Below are 20,667 nucleotides of genomic sequence, written 5' to 3' on the forward strand. Positions count from 1 at the left end.
GGGCCCTGAGCGGGCGCTGAGCGGGCGCTGTCGCCCTGGCGATTGACCCCGGCCGGGAAGGGACGTTGACAGTGATGGTGGAGGGGGCGACCATCGCCAGCCTTGTCAGGCTCCTGGAAGAATCACGCTCATGGGAAAGACCCTTACGCCGGAACAACTGCAGGCGCTGGTCGAGAGGCTGGATCGCGAGGCTCGTCAGGCTGGCGAGTGGGGCCAGGTGGCAAGCTATATCCCCGAACTTGCCTGTGTCGATCCCCGCCAGTTCGCCATCAGTGTGTGCACCGTGGATGGACAGGAGTTTCATGCCGGCGACGCCGGCAAGGCCTTTTCGATCCAGAGCGTGTCGAAGGTCTTCACCCTGGCGCTGGCGCTGGGGCGTCACGGCGATGGCCTGTGGCAGCGGGTCGGGCGCGAGCCATCGGGCCGGGCCTTCAACTCCATCGTCCAGCTGGAGGTGGAAGACGGCATTCCCCGCAATCCCTTCATCAACGCCGGGGCGATTGTCACCACCGACGCGGTGCTCGGGTGCAATGCGCCACGCGATACCCTCGGCGAGATTCTGCGCTTTCTGCGGGAGGCCTCCGGCGACGAGGACATCCACATCAACGAGCAGGTGGCGCGCTCCGAGCATGCCACCGGGGATCGCAACTTCTCCCTGGCCTACTTCCTGCGATCCTGCGGCAACCTGACCAACGACTGTGACCGGGTGCTGGGCACCTACTTCCATCACTGCGCCATCGAGATGTCCACCGCCCAGCTCGCCAGGGCCACACGCTTTCTGTGTGGTGGCTTCGAGGGCCAGCGCATGATCGGGCTTGAGCGGGTACGGGCGATCAATGCGTTGATGATGACCTGCGGTCACTACGATGGCTCGGGAGACTTCGCCTATCGGGTCGGCTTCCCGGGCAAGAGCGGTGTCGGGGGCGGGATCATGGCGGTGGTGCCCAACGTGGCCTCGATCGCGGTGTGGTCGCCGGGCCTGGATCGCTACGGCAATTCGCTCAAGGGCACCGCTGCCCTGGAAGGGCTGTCCAAGGCCACAGGCTGGTCGGTATTTGCGTGAGGCCGGTACAGGTCGGCAGTCTGTTTAAAGCGTTGCCACCCACGTCGGGTGTTCGTACAAGGCCCGCGCTGTGGCAAAGCGCAAGGTAGATAAGAGGAGAGCCGCACCTTGACTACAACGTCATCCACCCGCTGCCCCTGCGGCAGTAGCCTGGTCCTCGCGCACTGCTGCGGTCTGCTGCACCAGGGCGAGAACGCACGTTCGCCCGAGGCGCTGATGCGCTCGCGCTTTGCGGCCTTCGCCCTCGGGCTCGAGGACTACCTTCGCCATAGCTGGCACCCGGACAGTTGCCCGGCGCAACTGGGCGATGACGACGATACCCGCTGGAAGCGTCTCGAGATACTCGATAGCGGTGAAACAGGCGACCAGGGCTGGGTGCAGTTTCGTGCGACCTTTGCCGAGGGCACGCCGGGGCGGCAGCGCTGGGGCGTGCTGGAAGAGCGCTCGCGCTTTGTGCGCCACCAGGGACGCTGGGTCTATCTGGATGGCGAGGCCCGGGTGTCTCGACTCAAGCCGGGACGCAACGATCCCTGTCCCTGTGGCAGTGCGCGCAAGTTCAAGCAGTGCTGCGCCTGACCCGTCGCCGGCCGCTTCAGGGGCGTCGGCGCACGTTTCAAGTGGCATCGAAGTGAACCAGGGTTGTAAACGATAAAGGCCGCCCCGAGGGGCGGCCTTTGTGCAGGCGTCTGCGCTTTTTGCATGGCGCTCCCGGGCAGGAGGCGCCCTCAGGGACAAGGCGCCTCGATGCCAGGGTCGGGCGCGCCAGCGGCTGGCCGCGCCCGGGACGGCGTCAGTCCTTGAGCATCGGCAGGTCGAGGCCGTTGTCGCGGGCACACTGGCTGGCGATGTCGTAGCCGGCGTCGGCATGGCGCATCACGCCGCTGGCCGGGTCGTTGCGCAGGACGCGGGCCAGGCGGGCATCGGCCTCGTCGGTACCGTCGGCGACGATGACCACACCGGCGTGCTGGGAGAAGCCCATGCCGACACCCCCGCCGTGGTGCAGCGAGACCCAGGTAGCGCCGCCCGCGGTGTTGGCCAGGGCGTTGAGCAGCGGCCAGTCGGACACCGCGTCGCTGCCGTCCAGCATGGACTCGGTCTCGCGGTTGGGGCTGGCCACGGAACCGGAGTCGAGGTGGTCACGGCCGATGACGATGGGCGCCTTGAGTTCGCCGTTCTTGACCATCTCGTTGAAGGCGCGGCCGAGGCGCGCGCGATCCTTCAGACCGACCCAGCAGATACGCGCCGGCAGACCCTGGAAGCTGATGCGCTCCTTGGCCATGTCGAGCCAGTGGTGCAGGTGCTCGTCGTCGGGGATCAGCTCCTTGACCTTGGCGTCGGTCTTGTAGATGTCCTCCGGATCGCCGGACAGCGCCACCCAGCGGAACGGGCCGATGCCCTGGCAGAACAGCGGACGAATGTAGGCCGGGACGAAGCCGGGGAAGTCGAAGGCATTGTCGACGCCTTCTTCCTGGGCCATCTGGCGGATGTTGTTGCCGTAGTCGAAGGTGGGCACGCCCATCTTCTGGAATTCGAGCATGGCGCGCACATGCACCGCCATGGACGCCTTGGCGGCCTTGACCACTGCGTCGGGCTCGCTCTTGGCGCGGGCCACGTACTCGTCCCAGGTCCAGCCAGAGGGCAGGTAGCCGTGCAGCGGATCGTGGGCACTGGTCTGGTCGGTGACCATGTCCGGCTTGACGCCGCGCTTGACCAGTTCCGGCAGGACGTCGGCGGCGTTGGCGCAAAGACCGATGGAGATGGCCTTGCCTTCACTGGTGTAGCGGGCAAGACGCTCGAGCGCGTCGTCCAGATCGTTGGCCTGCTCGTCCAGGTAGCGGGTACGCAGACGGAAGTCGATGCTCGTCTGCTGGCACTCGATGTTCAGCGAGCAGGCACCGGCCAGGGTCGCCGCCAGCGGCTGGGCGCCGCCCATGCCGCCAAGGCCGGCGGTCAGTACCCAGCGGCCTTTGAGGTCGCCTTTGAAGTGCTGACGGCCAGCCTCGACGAAGGTCTCGTAGGTGCCCTGGACGATGCCCTGGGAGCCGATGTAGATCCAGGACCCGGCGGTCATCTGGCCGTACATCATCAGTCCCTTCTTGTCGAGCTCGTTGAAGTGCTCCCAGTTGGCCCAGGCCGGCACCAGGTTGGAGTTGGCGATCAGTACCCGCGGCGCGTCCTTGTGGGTCGGGATCACCGCCACCGGCTTGCCGGACTGGATCAGCAGGGTCTGGTCGTCCTCCAGGCGCTTGAGCACCTCGACGATCTTGTCGAAGCATTCCCAGGTGCGGGCAGCGCGACCGATGCCGCCGTACACCACCAGATCCTCGGGACGCTCGGCGACGTCAGGGTGGAGGTTGTTCATCAGCATGCGCAGGGCGGCTTCGGTCAGCCAGCTCTTGCACGACAGTTCGGTGCCGGTGGGGGCGGCGATCTTGCGCGAAGGATCGTGACGGTCGTTCAGCGAGGGCGTGATCTGGTTCATGTCGGTACCTGTAGTGAAAGGGAATAAAAGGCTCGGTCAGGCGTTGGACCGGGTCAGTTGATGGACCAGGCGGGCGGCGAGACGCGCCGTACGTTGGTCGATGTCATACGCCGGGTTGACCTCGGCGATGTCGATCAGGCGGAGCTTGCGCGAGCGACGCAGGAACTCGAGGATCGGCTCGAAGTGGGTCAGGATCACGCCCCGCGAGGCGGGAGCGCTGACGCCAGGGGCATCGCTTGCAGGGAAGACATCCATGTCGATGGTCAGGTAGACGTGATCGCAGTCGGCTACCAGACGCTGCACGTCGCGCTTGATGTACGCGATGCGGCTATCGCGAAACTCGCGATCCTCGACCACCAGCGACTTGAGCCGCTTGGCGGTGTGAAACAGGGCACGGGTGTTGGCCGCCTGGCTGACTCCGAGACAGGCGTAGCGGAACGGCCAGCGACGCCTGGCGCAGTCGGCGGCGATCTGGGCGAAGGGCGTGCCGGAAGACGTCTGTTCGCTGGGGTCGCGCAGGTCGAAGTGGGCGTCCAGGTTGATGATCGCCACGGTGGGCCTGCGGTGGCCCTTGTCCAGATGCTCGGAGAGGCCGCGCCAGCTGGCGTAGGCGACTTCGTGACCGCCGCCCAGCACCACCGGCTGGTGGCCCTGGTCGAGGATCTCGGTCACCCGCGCGCCCAGCGCCTCCTGGGCATCCTCGAGGCCATTGCCGACGCAGTGCATGTCGCCGGCATCGTAGGCAGGGGCGTCGCGGTGCCAGGCCATGGGGGCGAGGGCGCGGCGAATGGCGGCGGGGCCATCGGCGGCGCCCACCCGCCCCTTGTTGCGGGCGACACCGGCATCACTGGCAAAGCCCGTCACCACGACGCCAGGCTCGGCGCCGGAGCGGTAGGCGGCGATGCGCTGGTGCCAGCGCTCGCTGTTGGGCTCGGGGTCGGTACGCCCCTGCCAGATACCCATGTCCGGTTCGGTCAACGGCGCGATGGGTGACGAGGGGGAAGCGAGCTGCTCATCCATGGGTCAATACGCCCTCCAGCAGGCGATGCTTGAGTCGTCCCGGCTGGACGGCATAGGCCAGTTCGGCCGGGCTATCGATGTTCCAGACGCACAGATCGGCGGGAGCGCCGACGGCGATGCGTCCAAGGTCTGGCTGGCCGATGGCCTGGGCGGCGTGGCGGGTCATGCCGGCCAGTGCCTCCTGGGGCGTCAGGCGCAGCAGGGTGCAGGCCATGTTCAGCATCAAGGTCGGCAGCGCGATGGGCGAGGTGCCAGGATTGGCGTCCGAGGCCACCGCCATGGCGACACCGGCACGACGCATGGCGTCGATCGGTGGGTGCTGCGTTTCACGCAGGGTGTAGAAGGCGCCGGGCAGCAGGACGCCGACGGTCCCGGCATCGGCCATCGCCGCGATGCCATCGTCGTCCAGATACTCGATATGGTCGGCGGATAACCCTCGGAACTGGGCCACCAGGGCCGCGCCACCGGACAGCGAAAGCTGCTCGGCGTGGGCCTTGACCGGCAGGTCAAGCGCCCTGGCCGCCTCGAACACGCGCCGGGACTGTTCGCTCGAGAAGGCGATGCGCTCGCAGAACACGTCGACCGCATCGACCAGGCCCTCGGCGTGGGCCGCCGGCAGGATCTGGTTGCACACCAGCTCGATGTAGCCATCGGCGTCGCCTGCATACTCCGGTGGCAGGGCATGGGCGGCCAGCAGGGTGGTAGTGACGCGAACGGGCAGTTGCTCACCGAGACGTCGCGCCACCCGCAGCATCTTCAGTTCGTCGGCCAGGGTCAGGCCGTAGCCGGACTTGATCTCGACGCTGGTCACGCCGTCCTCGATCATCGACGTGAGGCGCTTTGCTGCGGCGTCGAACAGGGCCGATTCGTCGGCTTTCCGGGTCGCCGTGACGGTGCCCAGGATGCCGCCACCGCGACGCGCGATCTCTTCGTAGGAGGCGCCTTGCAGGCGCAGCTCGAATTCGTCGCTGCGCTGCCCGCCGAAAACCAGGTGGGTATGGCAGTCGATCAGGCCCGGTGTCATGACGCCGCCTTGCCCCATGTCGACGGCGTCGCGATGTTGACTCGGGTCAAGGGTCTGCATGGTGCCCAGGGCGCAGATCCGTCCATCCTCGACCGCTACCCAGTGACGCTCGGGCAGGGTGGTCAGTCCGTCGAAGATCGCCAGATCGCGCCACAGCAGGCGCTTGGATTGCTCGGACATGGGGATGCTCCGTGTCGGGTAATGTATATACAAATAATGCCTTCAAGCCGTTTCGTCAAGCCGCCGAGTCGCCAGTGATGCATCGCCCGAACCTTGGGTCGGGCCTGATGGATGGTCGTTGAAACAGCGGCTTGCAGGCGTTTTATGGGCTTGGTTCCAGGCCGTGACGCATCAATAGACCATGGTCGTAGTGCGCGGATAGGCGTGAAATCTCGACGGATTGCTTCGATAAACGTATATACAGGGTCGCGGATGCACCAGGCCTGTCCTCTCTGAAGCATCGCCCCGGGGGAGCGCAGGTCGCCTAGGCGGAGTGCACTCCATCTTGGCCGCGGGATCGTTACCGGCTTTTCTGAACCCCGAGTCGTCGAGAGACCCGAGAGCGTTTCGAGCACGCGCGGGAGGCGTCGGGTGCCCAACGGGATCGTTCGACAGCATCATGTATATACAAAAAAGTGTGGTTCTGGAGTCCTTGCCGGTTCGTCTGACGCCCTGACCGGCGGCCTGTCTGCGACGCTGCAGGAAAGAGGTGTAGCGGAGCGTGACAACGCCGTTTAACGAACGAATCTGAGGAGAAGTTTGTGGCGTATTAGACCATCGTCTAAAGGCGCTGTGGGGGAGTGCTTTGCCACTATAGCGGTTGAAATGTATATACAAACAAGATGACACTTACGAGTTGGTTCACACTTCGACGAGGTTCCCTTCATGGCGACGACTCCTGGTTCCTCGGTAGGCCAGACACCCCTCGGCCTGCTGTTGTTCAAGCTGTTGGTGCCCAGCGCCATTGGCATCTTCATCTTCTTTGTTCCGGTTGCCTGGGAAGGTCGAACCACGATTCCGCTGGATCATCTGGTGACCGCGGCCCGGGCCGGGCTCGGTGACTGGGCGAGGTTCTACGCCCTGGCGCTGATCATCGCCGGCGCGGCCTATCCGTTGATCAAGGGGGATTGGCGACGCAGTCTCACCGACAAGATCTTCACCGTGCTCAAGCTTCTGGGGGTGGTGGCGGCGCTGTTGACCATGACCACCGCCGGTCCGGCACTGCTGCATCAGCCGGACATGCTGCCCTTTCTCTACGACAAGCTGGTGATTCCGGTGGGGCTGATCGTGCCGATCGGTGCCATCTTCCTGGCGCTGCTGCTGAGCTATGGGCTACTCGAGCTGATCGGCATCCTGGTTCAGCCCGTCATGCGCCCGCTGTGGCGTACCCCGGGTCGAAGCGCCATCGACGCGGTGGCCTCCTTTGTCGGCAGCTACTCGATCGGACTGTTGATCACCAGCCGTGCCTACGCCGGTGGCCAGTACTCGGCCCGAGAAGCGGCCATCATTGCCACCGGTTTCTCTACCGTCTCCGCGCCGTTCATGATCATCGTCGCCAAGACCCTGGGGCTGATGGACTACTGGAACGCCTACTTCTGGATCACCCTGGTGATCACTTTCGTTGTCTCGGCGGTGACCGCGCGGTTGTGGCCGCTGTCAGGCATGGACAACACCGCGACCGACGGCGAACCTGAAGCGCGGAAGGGGGATCGCCTGGCGCTGGCGTGGCGCACCGGTATCAAGGTGGCCGAGCAGGCGCCGCGGCTGGGATCCAGCGTACGCAAGAATCTGACCGAAGGGCTGGTGATGGCGATCAGCATCCTGCCGTCGATCATGTCGGTGGGGCTGCTGGGACTGCTGGTGGCCAAGTACACGCCGGTGTTCGAGTGGCTGGGCTGGCTGTTCTATCCGGTGGTGGCGATCTTCGGCATCGACAATGCCCAGGAACTGGCCCAGGCCAGCGCGGCGGGCCTGGCCGAGATGTTCCTGCCGGCGCTGCTGCTCGGTGGCGACGCGGGAATCGACTTCGTGGCGCGCTTTGCCGCCGGCGTGGTGTCGGTGTCGTCCATCCTGTTCTTCTCGGCGTCCATTCCCTGCGTGCTGGCCACCCGGATTCCCATCACCATCTGGCAGATGCTGGTGGTGTGGGCGGTGCGGGTGGCACTCACCCTGGTAATGGCGATCCCGGCGGCCATGCTACTGCAGTAACCTTGTCGATCGCTGTAGCCGTAAGCACGAGGGCCGGACAATCACTGTCCGGCCCTCGTGCGTAGGTGGAAGCTGTGTCCGTCCCTCAGTCCTTCCACGCCGAGCGCAGCTTGTAGCGATCTCCCGGGTGGATCAACACGGCGTAACTGATGAGCAGGTCATTTGACCAGGTGCGCCGCCGCAACTGCAGGCAAGGGAGGGAGGTGGAAATGGCCAGCTCCTCGGCCTGTCGTGTGTCTGCCGAAACGGCCTCGACCACGTGTTCGATATCGGTGATCGGCCAGGTTTGGATCAGCACCTGATGGGGCGTGGTGAGCGTGAAGTCGGCGTCCAGATAGTCTGGCACGTGGCGGGGATTGACGTAGCGCAACTCGAGCTGGATGGGCTCGTCGTTTTCGTGGTGAACGATGCGGGTATGGAAGACCTTGCTGCCTCGCTTGACCCCCAGTTGCAACGCGATGTCCTCACTGGCATCGATCGCTTCGGCACGCTGCACCCTGGCCCGATAGTGATGGCCGCGACCGCGGACCTCTTCGGCGATATTGTGGACCTCCATCAGCGAGGATTCCGCCTTGCGTTCGGTGACGAAGGTTCCCGCGCCCGGCTGGCGGGTAAGATAGCCGCGCTGAACCAGTTCGCGGATGGCCTTGTTGGCGGTCATGCGACTGACGTTGAAGTCGAGCGCCAGCTGCTCCTCACCCGGGATGCGATGGTCGGTGGGCCATTCCCCCCGCTGGATCTTGGCCAGGATGTGCTGTTGAATCTCGAGGTAGCGAGGCGCGGGTCGAGCCATGGGCCGTCCTTGGTGAAGATGAAGGGTATCTTTTGCTAGTGTACCGGGACGATCATCGCTTGGCATCGTTGCGCAAGCCGTTGATGCCAGACGTTACCATGCTTCCGTTATATTCGTTTGGCCATTGCCGCTCTTGTTACTCCCCTTGTTTACCGTGAGGTTTTCCCATGTCCGACGCGAGACTCTCCAGTCCAGCGGCGCTTCGCAATCGCGAGCCCATCCACGCGGTGCTGCGTCAGTGCCTGGGACGCCATGCTCGCGTGCTGGAGCTCGCCAGCGGCAGTGGTGAGCACGGACTCTATATGACGCAGTGCCAGCCGGGCTGGCGATGGCAGCCGAGCGACGTTTCCGAGGCGGCGCTGGCGTCCATCGCTGCCTGGCGCGCGCTTGCAGCAGCAGAAGATAGGCAAGGGGAAGCGGAGGGTGACAGGCAAGGCGAAAGCGAAGCGCAACGGGCAGGGCCTTCTGGGCGAGAGCCGGAGCAAGCGACGCAAGGGTGCGGCAATCTGCTGGCGCCGGTACGCCGCGACGTGCTGGAGCCCTGGCCGGATGACACCTTTGACGCCCTGGTGGCGATCAATCTGATCCATATCTCGCCGTGGGAAGTGACGCCTGCGCTGATGGCAAAGTCCCAGGCCCACCTCGAGCCGGGTGGCGTGCTGTTGCTGTACGGCCCTTACCGACGTGGTGGTGAGCATACCGCGCCGTCCAATGCGGCCTTCGACGCCGACTTGAGGCGCCGTGACCCGCGCTGGGGCGTGCGGGACCTGGAGCAGGTGACCGAGGTCGCCGCCGAGCACGGCCTGAGCCGGGAGGCCATCCACGAGCTGCCGGCCAACAATCTGGCGCTGGTGTTCCGTCGGCAGTGATGGCGGAAGCGGATCGACCCGTCTGCGAGCGGCCGGCCTTTGACAGGCCGGCCGTGTCGTTTCAGGCGTTCTTCTTGAGCCAGCGATGGTAGTCCTCGAGCCCCTCGCGGATATCGGTAAATCGCGGCTCGAAGCCCAGATCCGTGCGCGCGCGGGTGATGTCCAGGGGGCTGCCCCGCACCACGAAGGGGCCAGGGCCCAGACGCATGCCGCTGTCATGGCCGAGTAGGTCGGTGACGCTGTCGACGATGTCCTGATGGGCGATCGGCACACCGCAGGAAATGTTGTAGTGGCGGTGAGGCACGCTGTCGGCATCGAACAGCGCCAGGATGCCCCTCGCGGTGTCCTCGACGTGGGTCCAGTCGGTGGTCTGGTCGCGTCCGTTGTCCGGGTGCACATCGCGTAGCCCTTCGAGTGGCCCGAACATCGCCTGGTAGACCGCGTGCATGTGGGACGGGCGCTTGCCGGGGCCATACACGAAGAACAGTCGGGCCTGACGGATATCCATGCCGTAGGTCGCCGTGTACTGGTCGCCGTAGAGCTCGCCGGAAATCTTGGTGGCGCCGTAAAGGTCGGTGGCCTTGTAGGGCATGGTCTCGACCTGGGGGCCGACGGCGTCGCCGTAGACCGCGCCGGAGCTCATGTTGACCACCTTGTCGATGCCCAGCAGCCGGCAGGTCTCGTAGACGTTCAGGGTGCCCATGGCGTTGATCGACAGGTGCTTGAACGGGCGGGTCTGGAAGCTCGGCCCGGCGATCACCGAGACCCCATGAATGACCCCTTCCAGCTCGTCGCGATAGCGCAGAAAGGTCTCGAACAGGGTGTGGGTGTCGAGCACGTCGACCGCTTCGAAGTGGACGTTGTCACGCACTTCCTCGAGATAGTCGAGCCCCATGCGGTCGACGTGGGGGGCGGCCATATCGCAGATGATGACCTTCTTGCCCTGGCGGGCGAGCAGGGTGGCGACCCAGGAACCGACGTGGCCGAGGCCACCGGTGATCAGTACAGCCATGGCATGACTCCTATTGAGATAAGCCCGCCGGGCAAGGCCCTGAAACCTTGCCCGGTCGTGGCGTCATTTGAGCAAGAGGTTGGGGAGGAACATCACGATGGACGGAAACAGCGTGATCACGATCAGCACCGCCACCAGCGGGATGTAGAACGGCAGGGTGGCCCGCACCAGGGTGTTGAAGGGCAGGTCGGTGATCTTCTGGATGGCAAACAGCACCGTGCCCACCGGTGGCGTGATCAGCCCGATCATCAGGTTGAAGATCATCAGCACGCCGAAGTGCACCGGATCGATGCCGTACTGCACCACCACCGGCACCAGCAGCGGCGTCAGCAGAAACAGCGCCGGCACCGAGTCGATGAACAGTCCGATCAGCAGGATGAACAGGCTCAGCAGCAGAAGCAGCAGCATCGGATCGCTGACCGTGGCGAGCAGGAAGTCGGCGACCAGGGCGGTGACCTGGTAGCGCGCCAGGATCCAGCTATAGAGCGCGCTGCCGGCGATGATCAGCAGCAGCACCGAGGTGTCGATGGCGGTGTCACGCAGGATCTGGACGAACTCGCGCAGGGTGATCGAACGGTAGACGCAGAACGAGATGATCATGCAGTAGAGCAGCGCCACCACCGAGGCCTCGGTGGGGGTGAATAGCCCCGACAGAATGCCGACCAGGATGATCACCGGGGTCAGCATGGGCAGCAGGCCCCGCGACAGTGCACGGGTGAATTCGGCCATGGTGGCGCGGGCCCGGGTCGGGTAGCCACGACGATGGGAGATCACCGCCACCATCACCATAAGGCCGGCACCCATGAACAGGCCCGGCAGGATGGAGCCGAGAAAGATCGCGGCGATGGAGGCGTTGGCCAGGGCGCCATAGATGACCGCCGGAATGCTGGGCGGGATAATCGGCCCGATGGTGGCGGAACTGGCGGTGACCGCGGCGCTGAAGTCGGTGGGAAAGCCATCGTCTTCCATGGCCTTTATCTCCACCGCGCCAAGCCCGCCAGCATCGGCCACCGCTGAGCCCGACATGCCGGCAAACAGCATGCTCGCCAGCACGTTGACGTGGCCGAGCCCGCCCTTGAGGTGACCCACGGCGCAGCGCGCCACGTCGAACACCCGATCAGAGATGCCGGCGGAGTTCATCAGCCGGCCGATCAGCAGAAAGGCGGGAATCGCCAGCAGGGTGAAGCTGTTGACGCCGTACAGGGTGCGCTGGGCGATCATCTCCAGCGGGATCTCGGCGAAGCCACGGGTGTAGGCTAGCACCGCCGCCGATGAGGCGATCATCGCAAAGGCGACCGGCACCCCCAGCATCAGCAGCACGATCAGGCCGACGAACATGATGGCAAAGATTTCCATGGTGTCTTACTCCTTGGGTTCGTCAGGCAAGGTGGAAGGCTTGCCGCGCAGACGAACGACGAGGTCCTCCACCAGCAGCAGTGCCATCAGGCCGGCAGCGACCAGCTGCATCAGGTACAGGTAGGAAAAGCTCATGTCGAAGGTGCTGGCGAAGATGCCGGCGGTGCGCTCCATCATGTTGAAGGCGCCCCCCATGATCATCAGAAGCACCAGGATGCTGATGGCGTCGGCGGCGACCGCCGCCCAGCGCTGGGCGCCCGCTGGCAGCAGGTCGGTGACGACGGTGATGCGGATGTGTTCCTGGTAGCGCAGCGCCAGCACCGAACCGAGAAAGATCTCCGCCAGGAACAGATAGCGGGAAACCTCGTCGGTCCAGGGCACCGCGACGCCGAGGGCATAGCGTGCGATTACCTGAATGGCCATGACCAGCAGCATCAGGCCGAAGGCACCGACTACCACGGTGGTCAACAACCACCAGAAAGCACCCAGTGCCCGGGACAGGGTAGGAGATGAGGTCATCGGACACTCCGTTGCCCCCGCCGGGTGGCGGGGACTTGACTCAAGGGAGGGAGGCCTCGGTCGGCGAGGCCCCGTGGGACGGTCAGATGCTGTGCCAACCCTCGAGGCAACAACGCCTTCGGGGTTAGCGCCGCCTCGGACTTACTGGATCAGTGACAGCACATAGTCACGAACGGCCGGGTCGTAGTCCTGGGCGATCTCTTCCACGGCGGGGCGCGCGGCCTGGCGGAAGGCGGCGACATCGGGCTCGACCACCTCCATGCCTTCTTCCTTGAGTTTTTCAAACAGCTCCGCCTGACCATCGCTGACCAGTTGATCGCCCCAGGTGGTGGCGTCGTCGATGGCGGACAGGACGATGTCACGGTGTTCGTCGGACAGTTCCTGATAGACGTCTTCGTTCATCAGCCAGTGGAAGAACGAGTAGACGTGCTCGGTGCGGCTGACATAGTCCTGCACCTCGAACAGCTTGCCGGCGTAGATGTTGTCCACCGGGTTTTCCTGCATGTCGATGACGCCGGTCTGCAGCGAGGTGTAGACCTCCGGCCAGGCGATCGGGCTCGGCAGTGCGCCGATCTCGCCCCATACCGCGACCCAGGGCGCGATCTCCGGCACGCGCATGCGCACCTCGCTGACGTCCTCCGGGGTCTTGACCGGGGTCTTTGAGGTCAGGTTGCGGGGGTTGCGTGCCGACAGGCCCACCAGGCGCATGTTGCCCTTGGCGATCAGGCTCTGATTCAGCGCCTCGCCGATCTCGCCTTCGTAGATCTTGCGCGCCTGGTCACTGGAGTCGTAGACGAAGGGCAGGTCGGCGGCGGCAAACTCGGGGGCATACAGGGTCATCGGCATGGAGCCACCGAGGGCGATGGCGTACTCGCCGTAGCTGGCGCCTTCCAGGTGGTCGCGCTCGCCACCGACCTCGGTGCCAAGCAGGGTCACCGTCAGCTCGCCATCGGACTCGCTCTCGATGGTGTCCTTGAGGCGCTCGCCGATCTTGAACATGGCGTGGGACGGGTCGGTGTGGATGGCGATGGCCAGGTCTTCGGCGGCGGCGGTGCCAGCGGCGCCGAGCGAGATGGCGGTGACCAGGGCAAGGGGGGTGAGGCTGCGTGCGTTCATTGTCGTTGTCTCCTCGGGGCGTATCGTCCGACGACGCTATTGCGTCGAGGCGTAGTCGAAAGGTAGCCGACATTGCATGGGTAGCGCTACCATTAAGATGGTAGCGCTACCCATACTTTGGTCTTGGGTTACACTGTGGCCAAAGGAATCTTCGAGGAAGGACGCCAATGGACAGCCAGGAAATTCGCTCACGCAAGCGCCACCGGGGCAAGGGCCGAGTGACCCTGGCCGACGTGGCCCGGCAGGCGGGGGTCGCGCCGATCACCGTATCGCGGGCGCTGAATACGCCGGGGCGAGTCTCCGCCGAGGTCAAGCAGCGTGTCGACGCGGCGGTGGAGGCGCTTGGCTATGTGCCCAACCTGATCGCCGGGGGGCTTGCCGCAGCGGGCACCCGCGTGATCCCGGTGATCGTGCCGTCGCTGGCGATCCTGACCTTTATCGAGGTCATCGATGCCATCCAGAAGCGACTGGAGGCGGCGGGCTATCAGATGTTGCTGGCCACCACCGACTGGGATCTGGACCGCGAGGCCAGTCTGGTCGATACGGTGCTCGGCTACTCGCCGTCCGGGGTGATCCTGACCGGTCTGCGCCACCGGCCCCGGGTGATCTCGCGACTCAGGGACTGGGGACGCCCGGTGGTAGAGATCATGGAAGTGGGCGACGACCCCATCGACATGAACGTGGGGGTGGACGGCGTCGCCCTGGGTCACGCTATGGCGTCCCATCTACTTGAGCAGGGCTATCGGCGTATCGCCTTCGTCGGCTCTCACCTGGGCCATGACTACCGGGCGGCTCAACGCCTGGAGGGCCACCAGCGGGCGCTGGAGGAGGCGGGTGCGGCCTGTGGCGGGATGCTGGAGTACCACGAGCCGGCGTCCTACGAGGTCGGGGTGCGGGCGCTGGAGGATGTGATGGCAATGACACCGCGACCTGACGCCATTCACTGCTCCAACGATATCGTCGCCAGCGGCGTGCTGCTGGCGGCCAGCCGCCAGGGCATCAGGATTCCCGAGGAGCTGGCGGTCGGTGGCTATCTGGGGTTGCCGCTGGCGGAGCACCTGACGCCGAAGCTGACCACCCTGGCGGTGGCCCGTAGCGAGATGGGCACCCAGGCGGCGGAACTGCTGCTCGAGCGTCTGTCCGGCAAGACCCCGGAACGGCCGATCCGGGATCTGGGATTCACCCTGGTGAAGGGCGGCAGCACCTGAGCATCAGCAGGTCCTGGCGAGGCTTGTACCACCGGTGAAATGAGGGAGCAAATCGGGCGATCATTCTTCCGGGATAACGCCCGGTTCACGATACTTGACGCCTTCGTTCTGGCGCTCCTGTTCGGTCTTGTGCTCATCCACCGGGGGAACGCCCCAGACCGTCTCCTTGTGTCCGTCATCGTAGGTGTAGGTGGTGCAGCCGGCGAGGCTTGCCAGCAGCAGGGCGGCGATCATGGCGGCGATCATGGCGCGGCTCGGCAGGCCGATCCTTGCTTGGTGCAGGAAGGCGCGAAGGCCGGGGCGGGCAACGATAGGCAGGCGAAGGGACATGAAGGCTCCGGATGTCAGGGTACGGTGAAGCTGCAAAGGAGTCGCCGATGAAGCGGTCCATCGCCAGTATGGCGCTGTGGCAGCAAAGAAAAAACCGCGGATCCTGGTGACAGCATCCGCGGCTCGCTGGTTGGCGCTAAACCGGCCTTCTCGCCTCCGGCGTCAGGACGATAGCCACAGGGGCACGTAGACCACCAGCAAAAGCACGCCGATCAGCCCCAGCAGGTAGGGCAGGATGGCACGGGTGATACGCTCGAGCGGCAGCTGGGTCACCGAAGAGGCCACGTACAGGTTGATCGCCACCGGCGGGGTGATCATGCCGATCGCCAGCCCCACCACGATGATCAGGCCAAAGTGCACCGGGTCGATGCCGAGCTGGGTCACCAGCGGCAGCAATACTGGGGTCAGGATGATCAGGGCGCTGGCGGTCTCGATGAACACCCCGGTCAGCAGGATCACCGCCACCACCAGCAGCAGGATGACGTAGGGGTCGGTGGACAGCGACAGCACCGACTGGGCGATCTGGGCCGGCACCTGGGCGCTGGACAAAGTCCAGCTCAGCACCGCCGAGGTGGCGATCACCAGCATGATCACCGAGGTGGTGATCGCCGAGCGGATCATCACGGCGTAGACGTCCCGATAGGTCAGGTCGCGATAGACGAACAGCGACACCAGCAGGGCGTAGACCACCGCCACCACCGCCGCCTCGCTGGGGGTGAACACCCCCGAGAAGATCCCACCGAGGATGATGACCGGCGTCATCAGCCCCCAGCTTGCTGCACGCAGGGTCCGCCAGATGGTCGCCAGCGACAGCGGGCTGCCGTGGGGGTACTGGCGACGGTGGGCCTGGACCAGGGCGATGGCACCGAGGCCAAGACCCATGGCCAGCCCCGGCAGAAAGCCCGCCAGAAACAGGTCCGACACCGACTCTTGGGCGATGACCGCGTAGATGATCATCGGCACCGAGGGTGGGATCACCACGCCGATGGTGCCACTGGCAGCGATCAGACTGGCGGCGGAGGCCGGGTCATAGCCCTTGCGCTTGAGTTCCGGCACCAGGCTCGAGCCCACCGCAGCGGTGGTGGCCGCCCCGGAGCCGGAGATGGCGGCAAAGAACATCCCGGCCAGTACCGACACCAGCGAAAGCCCGCCCTTGAGAAAGCCGAACAGGCTGTCGGCGAAGTCGACCAGCTTGCGGCTGACCGCGCCCTGGGCCATCAGATCACCGGTCAGGATAAACATCGGCACCGCGACCAGGGCGAAGGTGTTGATGCCCTGGAACATCTGCTGGGGCACCACGGCGAGCGGTGTGCCCTGTACCACCAGCGTCGCCAGGGTGCTGGCGCCGATGGTGAAGGCGATGGGCACGCCGATCAGCATCAGCACCACGAAGGAGATGAACAGCAACAGCATCACGCCACCTCCTGCGGGCTCGCCGGCGTCTGACCGCTGAGCTCTCGCACGATCGCCACCAGGGTGGTGAAGGCCATCAAGGCGCCCGCCAGCGGCATCACCGCGTAGACCCAGGTCATCGACAGGCGCAGTGACGCCGACTTCTGGAAACTCTGCAACTGCATGTAGTTCCAGCCGATGATGATCAGCGCCAGCAGAAAGGCCAGCACCACCAGGTGGGCGATGATCCTGGCGACTCGTCCGCCAAGGCTGGGCAGGGCGTCGACCACGAAGGTCACGGCGATATGACGACCGGCGCGGTAGGCCAGGGTGGCGGCCAGGAAGGTGATCCAGACCAGCAGAAAGCGTGCGACCTCTTCGGTCCAGCCCACCGCAGTGAAGGCTACCCGGGAGATGATCTGCAGGGAGATGACGCCGATCAACGCCGCCATAGCGGCGAACACCACCGGGCGTGTCACGGCGTCGAGTCCCCGCTCAAGGCGTTCGAGCAGGGACAGCACTTACTTGGACTCCCCGGCCTTCAGCGCTTCCTGGATGCGCGGCAGGTAGTCGCCGAACTGCTCGCCGTAGGTCTCGTAGACCGGAGCGACGGCGTCCTGGAAGGCGGCGATGTCGGGGGACTCCTCGATCTGCATGCCGGCTTCCTTGAGTTCGGCAAGCTGCTGTTCGGCCATGGCGGCGTTCTGCCCGCGCTCGTACTCTGCGGCTTCCTGGGCGGCGGCCTCGACGACCTCCTGGGCGGCCTCGGGCAGCTTCTGCCAGGACGGCATGCCCATGACGAAGATCGCCGGGGCATAGGTGTGGCGCGACAGCGTCATGTAGTCCTGGGTCTCGTTGAGCTTGAACGAGTGGATCACGTTGATCGGGTTTTCCTGGCCGTCGATGGTGCCCTGCTGCATGGCGGTCAGCGCCTCGGTCCAGGCCATCGGCACGGCATTGGCGCCGAGTTCGCGGAAGGTGTCGACGTAGACCGGGTTTTCCATGACGCGGATGCGCAGGCCGTCGATGTCCTCGGGGCTTGCCACCGGGCGCTCGGAGTTGGTCAGGTTGCGGAACCCGCGCTCGGCGTAGGCCAGGCCCTTGAGGTTGACGTCGGCGAGCCTGTCGAGCAGTTCCTGGCCGATGGGGCCGTCGAGTACCGAGTAGGCCTCCTCGGGCGAGGCGAACAGGAACGGCAGTTCGAACACCGCCATGGGCTCGACGAAGTTGGCCACCGGGCCGTTGGTGATCACGCCCATGTCGACGGTGCCGATCTGCATGCCCTCGAGCAGGGTGCGCTCATCACCCAGGGTGGCGTTGGGGAAGATCTCGACGTCGACCTTGCCTTCGGTACGGGCTTCGACCAGTTCCTCGAACTTGGTGGCGGCGATATGGAAGCCGTCCTGCTCGTTGACCACGTGGGCCAGGCGCAGCTTGACCGGGTCCATGTCGGCGAAGTCGTTGGCCTGGGCGGCGGACGTGGCAAGCGCAGTGGACAGAGCGATGCCGGCGGCCAGGGTGGTCAGGGCAAGGGAGCGGGGCGCGATGTGGCGTGTCATGGGGGTTCCTTGGTGGTGTTCAGCGAAATGGCGTCTTCTCGGCGGGCCGTCACTTTACGATGGTAGCCGCCTAGCGCCTTGTTTTTGTTGAGAGGTTGGAGTGATCTAGCAGCCACGATCATGCCGGAAGCGGCGCCACGCGGTCAATTCGGCTGGGTTGAGGGGGAAGAGCAAAGGATCAGAGCAGGGGGATCACCCTGTGTCGTGGTGTCGGGAACCGCCATGCGGGGAAGGGTTTCAGGCTAGGCGCTGTCTGAAAAGTCGACGAGCGAAGGTTAGACAAGGCAAAAATCGGTGAGAAAGCGCAGTTTACGGGGTGTAAATGAGCATTTTGACCGGGCTGGCGCACCAGCCGATTTTTAACGCCGTATTACCGAGCGCAGGCACTTTTCAGACAAGCCCTAGCCTACTCGCGGAAGAGATCAGCGTGGCTACTTGTCCGGGCCAATTGCAGTTGGTCATCCACGACGCGATACAGCAACAGCCAATCGGGCTCGATATGGGCATCTCGGTAACCCTTCCAGTTTCCCTGCAATGCATGATCCTGGTAGGTATCCGGCAAGGGCGCTTGCTCAAGCAGCAGGCCCAGCAGTCGGCGTAGCTTTTCCATGTCCTTGCCGCGCTTCTGGACCCGCTTTACGTCTCGCTTGAACTGGCTCGAGCGAACTGGGGTCAGCATTAGATGCCTAGATCGTCGAACAGCGCATCCGCGCTATCGAAGCGCTTGCCCTTTCCGGCTTCCAGCTCTTCCAGCGCCTTGGTCGTGGTGGCGTTTGGTACCTGCACCGCAAACGGTAGGCGCTTTTCGTCGGCGATCCGCAGCATCAGCAGGCGGATGGCGTCAGACACGGTCAGGCCCATGGCATCGAGGGCGGCGGTGGCCCGCTCTTTGGTCTCGCTGTCGATGCGAGCTCGGACCACGGTATCGGTACCCATGAATGTCTCCTTCTCATTGGTAGCCACGGTGTAGCTACATTGTGGCCTGGCCCTGGCAACTTGTCATCAAGGAAGGAGGGCGCCCCGCATCATCGGTGGGGGGGCGACTACAAGTGATCGGGGTTATGCAGCTCGCGCTCATCGCCGGGAGGCGGCGTCCACTGGTAGATCCAGGTCTCCGACAGCGGCTTGCCTTCGCTATCGCGCAGATACAGACGCAGATTGATCGGCTCGGTGCCCTCGTCCGGTGGCACCACATCGAACATGGCCCGGTAGCCCTGAATGGCGTCCAGTGGTCGGGCCGAGGTGATCTCGATACGCCCGGCGCTGGTCTCGATGACCGGCTCCACCTCGACCTCGCTTGCGTCATCGAAGGGGAAGGGACCGCCGCGGAAGTCCACGGCGAAGCGCCAGCTGAAGTACTCGCGACGTTGGCCGACGACGCCACCCAGTCCGGTACGGGTCGCCACACAGCGCGACAGGCTGGGTTGCTGTGGCGGCAGGTCGTACCAGCTCAGACGATAGGCGTAGCGCAGCTCCTGGCCGGCCTCCACCGGAGTCTTGGGTTGCCAGTAGGCCACGATATTGTCGAAGGTCTCGTCCTTGGCAGGCAGCTCGACCAGGTCCACGCTGCCTTCGCCCCAGCCCTCGGTAGGTTCGACCCACACGCTGGGTCGGCGATCGTAGTAGACGCCATCGTCCTGGTAGTGGTCGAAGTCGTGGTCGCGCTGGGCCAGGCCGAAGCCCTGAACATTGGTGGCGGAATAGGCGTTGTAGCGAAGCTGGGGCGGGTTCACCAGCGGGCGCCACAACCATTCGCCGCTTTCGGTGTGGATCGACAGCCCATCCGAGTCATGGATCTCCGGGCGCCAGTCATAGTTGACGTCACGATCGTTCTCGCCGACCAGGTACATGCTGGTCAGTGGCGCGATGCCCAGACGCTCGATCGTCTTGCGCGGATAGAGGGTGGCGGCCACGTCCATGACCACGCCTTCGACGTCGCGACGAATATCGAAGCGGTAGGCCCCGGTGGTGCTCTCCGACTCGAGCAGGGCGTAGACGATGACCTTGTCTTCACCCTCGGGCTGTTCCAGCCAGAAGCGGGTGAAGTCGGGGAATTCCTCGGGTTCGCTGCCGGCGGTGTCGATGGCCAGGCCCCTGGCCGACATGCCGTACTGCATGCTCTGACTGACCGCACGGAAGTAGCTGGCGCCCAGGAAGGAGGCGATATCGCGCTTGGGGTCTTGATGATGGTGCAGGCGGAAGCCGGCGAAGCCGAGGCGTTCGGACAGCGTATCGGTATCGACCACGCTATCCCCATCGCCGTTGGAAAAGTTGAATAGCGCCGGGTCGTAGGCCAGTTCCTGCGCCTGCCCCTGGCTGACCTGGTAGATCCTGACCGGGGTGGTGAAGCCACGACCCAGGTGAAACAGCTGGGCCGTATAGGGCGCGTCGCTGTTGCTCCACAGGGCGTGGTCGGCGCGGTAGCCGATGGCCTGGTAGTCGTCCCAGGAAAGGGACTTGAGCTGGTCGGGCAGTTCGCCTTCGTGATCCTGGTGAGGTTGCCCCGACAGATGGCGGGCGAAGCCTTTCAGCCAGGCGTAGTCGAAGGAGACCTTTTCTCCGGTGGTCATGAGCCGCTGGTCCAGCGCGGCCAGCAGCGGGGAGATTGGCAGGGCGTAGGCGCTGAGGGCGGTGGCCGCCTTGAGGAAGTCACGTCGCTGCATTTCCATCATCCTTGTGGGTCGAGCATGTCGGGTGTCGGGCGACTGCCTGGGTA

20 protein-coding genes are annotated in these 20,667 nt (G+C 64.9%); 5 read left to right on the forward strand and 15 right to left on the reverse strand.

Features of this window, described 5'->3' with window-relative positions:
• Window positions 1–130 precede the first annotated feature (130 nt).
• A complete protein-coding gene (locus tag EBB56_RS14555) occupies window positions 131–1,063 on the forward strand; it encodes a glutaminase (RefSeq protein ID WP_181248695.1) in 933 nt (310 codons plus the stop codon).
• A 108-nt stretch (window positions 1,064–1,171) separates the two neighbouring features.
• Window positions 1,172–1,639, forward strand: a complete 468-nt coding sequence (locus EBB56_RS14560; protein WP_185696451.1) for a YchJ family protein — start codon at window positions 1,172–1,174, stop codon at window positions 1,637–1,639.
• A gap of 214 nt (window positions 1,640–1,853) precedes the next feature.
• Here the strand turns inward: EBB56_RS14560 and hutU are convergent, their stop codons facing one another.
• The 3 genes from hutU to hutI are packed head-to-tail and all read right to left on the reverse strand — an operon-like array spanning window position 1,854 to window position 5,769.
• Window positions 1,854–3,545: a urocanate hydratase gene (gene hutU / locus EBB56_RS14565; RefSeq protein WP_124804695.1), complete on the reverse strand. Its 1,692-nt coding sequence runs from the start codon at window positions 3,543–3,545 to the stop codon at window positions 1,854–1,856.
• Window positions 3,546–3,581: 36 nt separating this feature from the next.
• Window positions 3,582–4,565: a formimidoylglutamase gene (gene hutG / locus EBB56_RS14570; protein WP_221621194.1), complete on the reverse strand. Its 984-nt coding sequence runs from the start codon at window positions 4,563–4,565 to the stop codon at window positions 3,582–3,584.
• A complete protein-coding gene (hutI, locus tag EBB56_RS14575; RefSeq protein ID WP_185696452.1) occupies window positions 4,558–5,769 on the reverse strand; it encodes an imidazolonepropionase in 1,212 nt (403 codons plus the stop codon). The genes hutG and hutI overlap by 8 nt, the downstream gene beginning before the upstream one ends.
• 705 nt (window positions 5,770–6,474) lie before the next feature.
• Here hutI and EBB56_RS14580 point away from each other — a divergent pair.
• Window positions 6,475–7,797, forward strand: coding sequence for a YjiH family protein (locus EBB56_RS14580; protein ID WP_045994312.1), 1,323 nt, complete (start codon window positions 6,475–6,477; stop codon window positions 7,795–7,797).
• An 85-nt stretch (window positions 7,798–7,882) separates the two neighbouring features.
• Here the strand turns inward: EBB56_RS14580 and hutC are convergent, their stop codons facing one another.
• Window positions 7,883–8,590, reverse strand: coding sequence for a histidine utilization repressor (hutC, locus tag EBB56_RS14585; RefSeq protein WP_045994311.1), 708 nt, complete (start codon window positions 8,588–8,590; stop codon window positions 7,883–7,885).
• 167 nt (window positions 8,591–8,757) lie between these two features.
• On the opposite strand from hutC, the gene EBB56_RS14590 reads away from it, so the two are divergent.
• Window positions 8,758–9,459: a DUF938 domain-containing protein gene (locus EBB56_RS14590; RefSeq protein WP_124804696.1), complete on the forward strand. Its 702-nt coding sequence runs from the start codon at window positions 8,758–8,760 to the stop codon at window positions 9,457–9,459.
• Window positions 9,460–9,520: 61 nt separating this feature from the next.
• On the opposite strand, the gene EBB56_RS14595 is transcribed toward EBB56_RS14590, so the two are convergent.
• The 4 genes from EBB56_RS14595 to EBB56_RS14610 form a co-directional block, all read right to left on the reverse strand.
• Window positions 9,521–10,471 (reverse strand): NAD(P)-dependent oxidoreductase, encoded by a 951-nt coding sequence (locus tag EBB56_RS14595; RefSeq protein ID WP_124804697.1) that lies wholly within the window; start codon window positions 10,469–10,471, stop codon window positions 9,521–9,523.
• Window positions 10,472–10,534: 63 nt separating this feature from the next.
• Window positions 10,535–11,827 (reverse strand): TRAP transporter large permease, encoded by a 1,293-nt coding sequence (locus EBB56_RS14600; protein WP_045994308.1) that lies wholly within the window; start codon window positions 11,825–11,827, stop codon window positions 10,535–10,537.
• A 6-nt stretch (window positions 11,828–11,833) separates the two neighbouring features.
• Complete coding sequence (locus tag EBB56_RS14605; protein WP_045994307.1) at window positions 11,834–12,346, reverse strand: TRAP transporter small permease; 513 nt, start codon at window positions 12,344–12,346, stop codon at window positions 11,834–11,836.
• Window positions 12,347–12,487: 141 nt separating this feature from the next.
• Window positions 12,488–13,462: a TRAP transporter substrate-binding protein gene (locus EBB56_RS14610; protein WP_045994306.1), complete on the reverse strand. Its 975-nt coding sequence runs from the start codon at window positions 13,460–13,462 to the stop codon at window positions 12,488–12,490.
• A 167-nt stretch (window positions 13,463–13,629) separates the two neighbouring features.
• Here EBB56_RS14610 and EBB56_RS14615 point away from each other — a divergent pair, with 167 nt between their 5' ends.
• Window positions 13,630–14,670: a LacI family DNA-binding transcriptional regulator gene (locus EBB56_RS14615; RefSeq protein ID WP_124804698.1), complete on the forward strand. Its 1,041-nt coding sequence runs from the start codon at window positions 13,630–13,632 to the stop codon at window positions 14,668–14,670.
• A gap of 60 nt (window positions 14,671–14,730) precedes the next feature.
• Here the strand turns inward: EBB56_RS14615 and EBB56_RS14620 are convergent, their stop codons facing one another.
• The 7 genes from EBB56_RS14620 to EBB56_RS14650 all read right to left on the reverse strand — a co-directional run bounded on the left by EBB56_RS14620 (window position 14,731) and on the right by EBB56_RS14650 (window position 20,614).
• Window positions 14,731–15,000, reverse strand: a complete 270-nt coding sequence (locus EBB56_RS14620) for a hypothetical protein (RefSeq protein WP_311767535.1) — start codon at window positions 14,998–15,000, stop codon at window positions 14,731–14,733.
• Between the two features lie 162 nt (window positions 15,001–15,162).
• Window positions 15,163–16,413 (reverse strand): TRAP transporter large permease, encoded by a 1,251-nt coding sequence (locus tag EBB56_RS14625; protein WP_231498723.1) that lies wholly within the window; start codon window positions 16,411–16,413, stop codon window positions 15,163–15,165.
• Window positions 16,413–16,913: a TRAP transporter small permease gene (locus tag EBB56_RS14630; RefSeq protein WP_260425373.1), complete on the reverse strand. Its 501-nt coding sequence runs from the start codon at window positions 16,911–16,913 to the stop codon at window positions 16,413–16,415. Before EBB56_RS14630 ends, EBB56_RS14625 begins: the two co-directional genes overlap by 1 nt.
• The gene (locus tag EBB56_RS14635; RefSeq protein WP_124804699.1) at window positions 16,914–17,951 is read right to left on the reverse strand and encodes a TRAP transporter substrate-binding protein; all 1,038 of its coding nucleotides are present in this window, start codon (window positions 17,949–17,951) and stop codon (window positions 16,914–16,916) included.
• A gap of 406 nt (window positions 17,952–18,357) precedes the next feature.
• Complete coding sequence (locus tag EBB56_RS14640; protein WP_124804700.1) at window positions 18,358–18,630, reverse strand: type II toxin-antitoxin system YafQ family toxin; 273 nt, start codon at window positions 18,628–18,630, stop codon at window positions 18,358–18,360.
• Complete coding sequence (locus EBB56_RS14645) at window positions 18,630–18,887, reverse strand: type II toxin-antitoxin system RelB/DinJ family antitoxin (RefSeq protein ID WP_108133741.1); 258 nt, start codon at window positions 18,885–18,887, stop codon at window positions 18,630–18,632. Before EBB56_RS14645 ends, EBB56_RS14640 begins: the two co-directional genes overlap by 1 nt.
• A 107-nt stretch (window positions 18,888–18,994) precedes the next feature.
• Window positions 18,995–20,614: a glucan biosynthesis protein gene (locus tag EBB56_RS14650; protein WP_124804701.1), complete on the reverse strand. Its 1,620-nt coding sequence runs from the start codon at window positions 20,612–20,614 to the stop codon at window positions 18,995–18,997.
• Between the last annotated feature and the right edge of the window lie 53 nt (window positions 20,615–20,667).

The sequence above is a fragment of the Halomonas sp. YLB-10 genome, assembly GCF_003856855.1.
GTDB lineage: Bacteria > Pseudomonadota > Gammaproteobacteria > Pseudomonadales > Halomonadaceae > Halomonas > Halomonas litopenaei.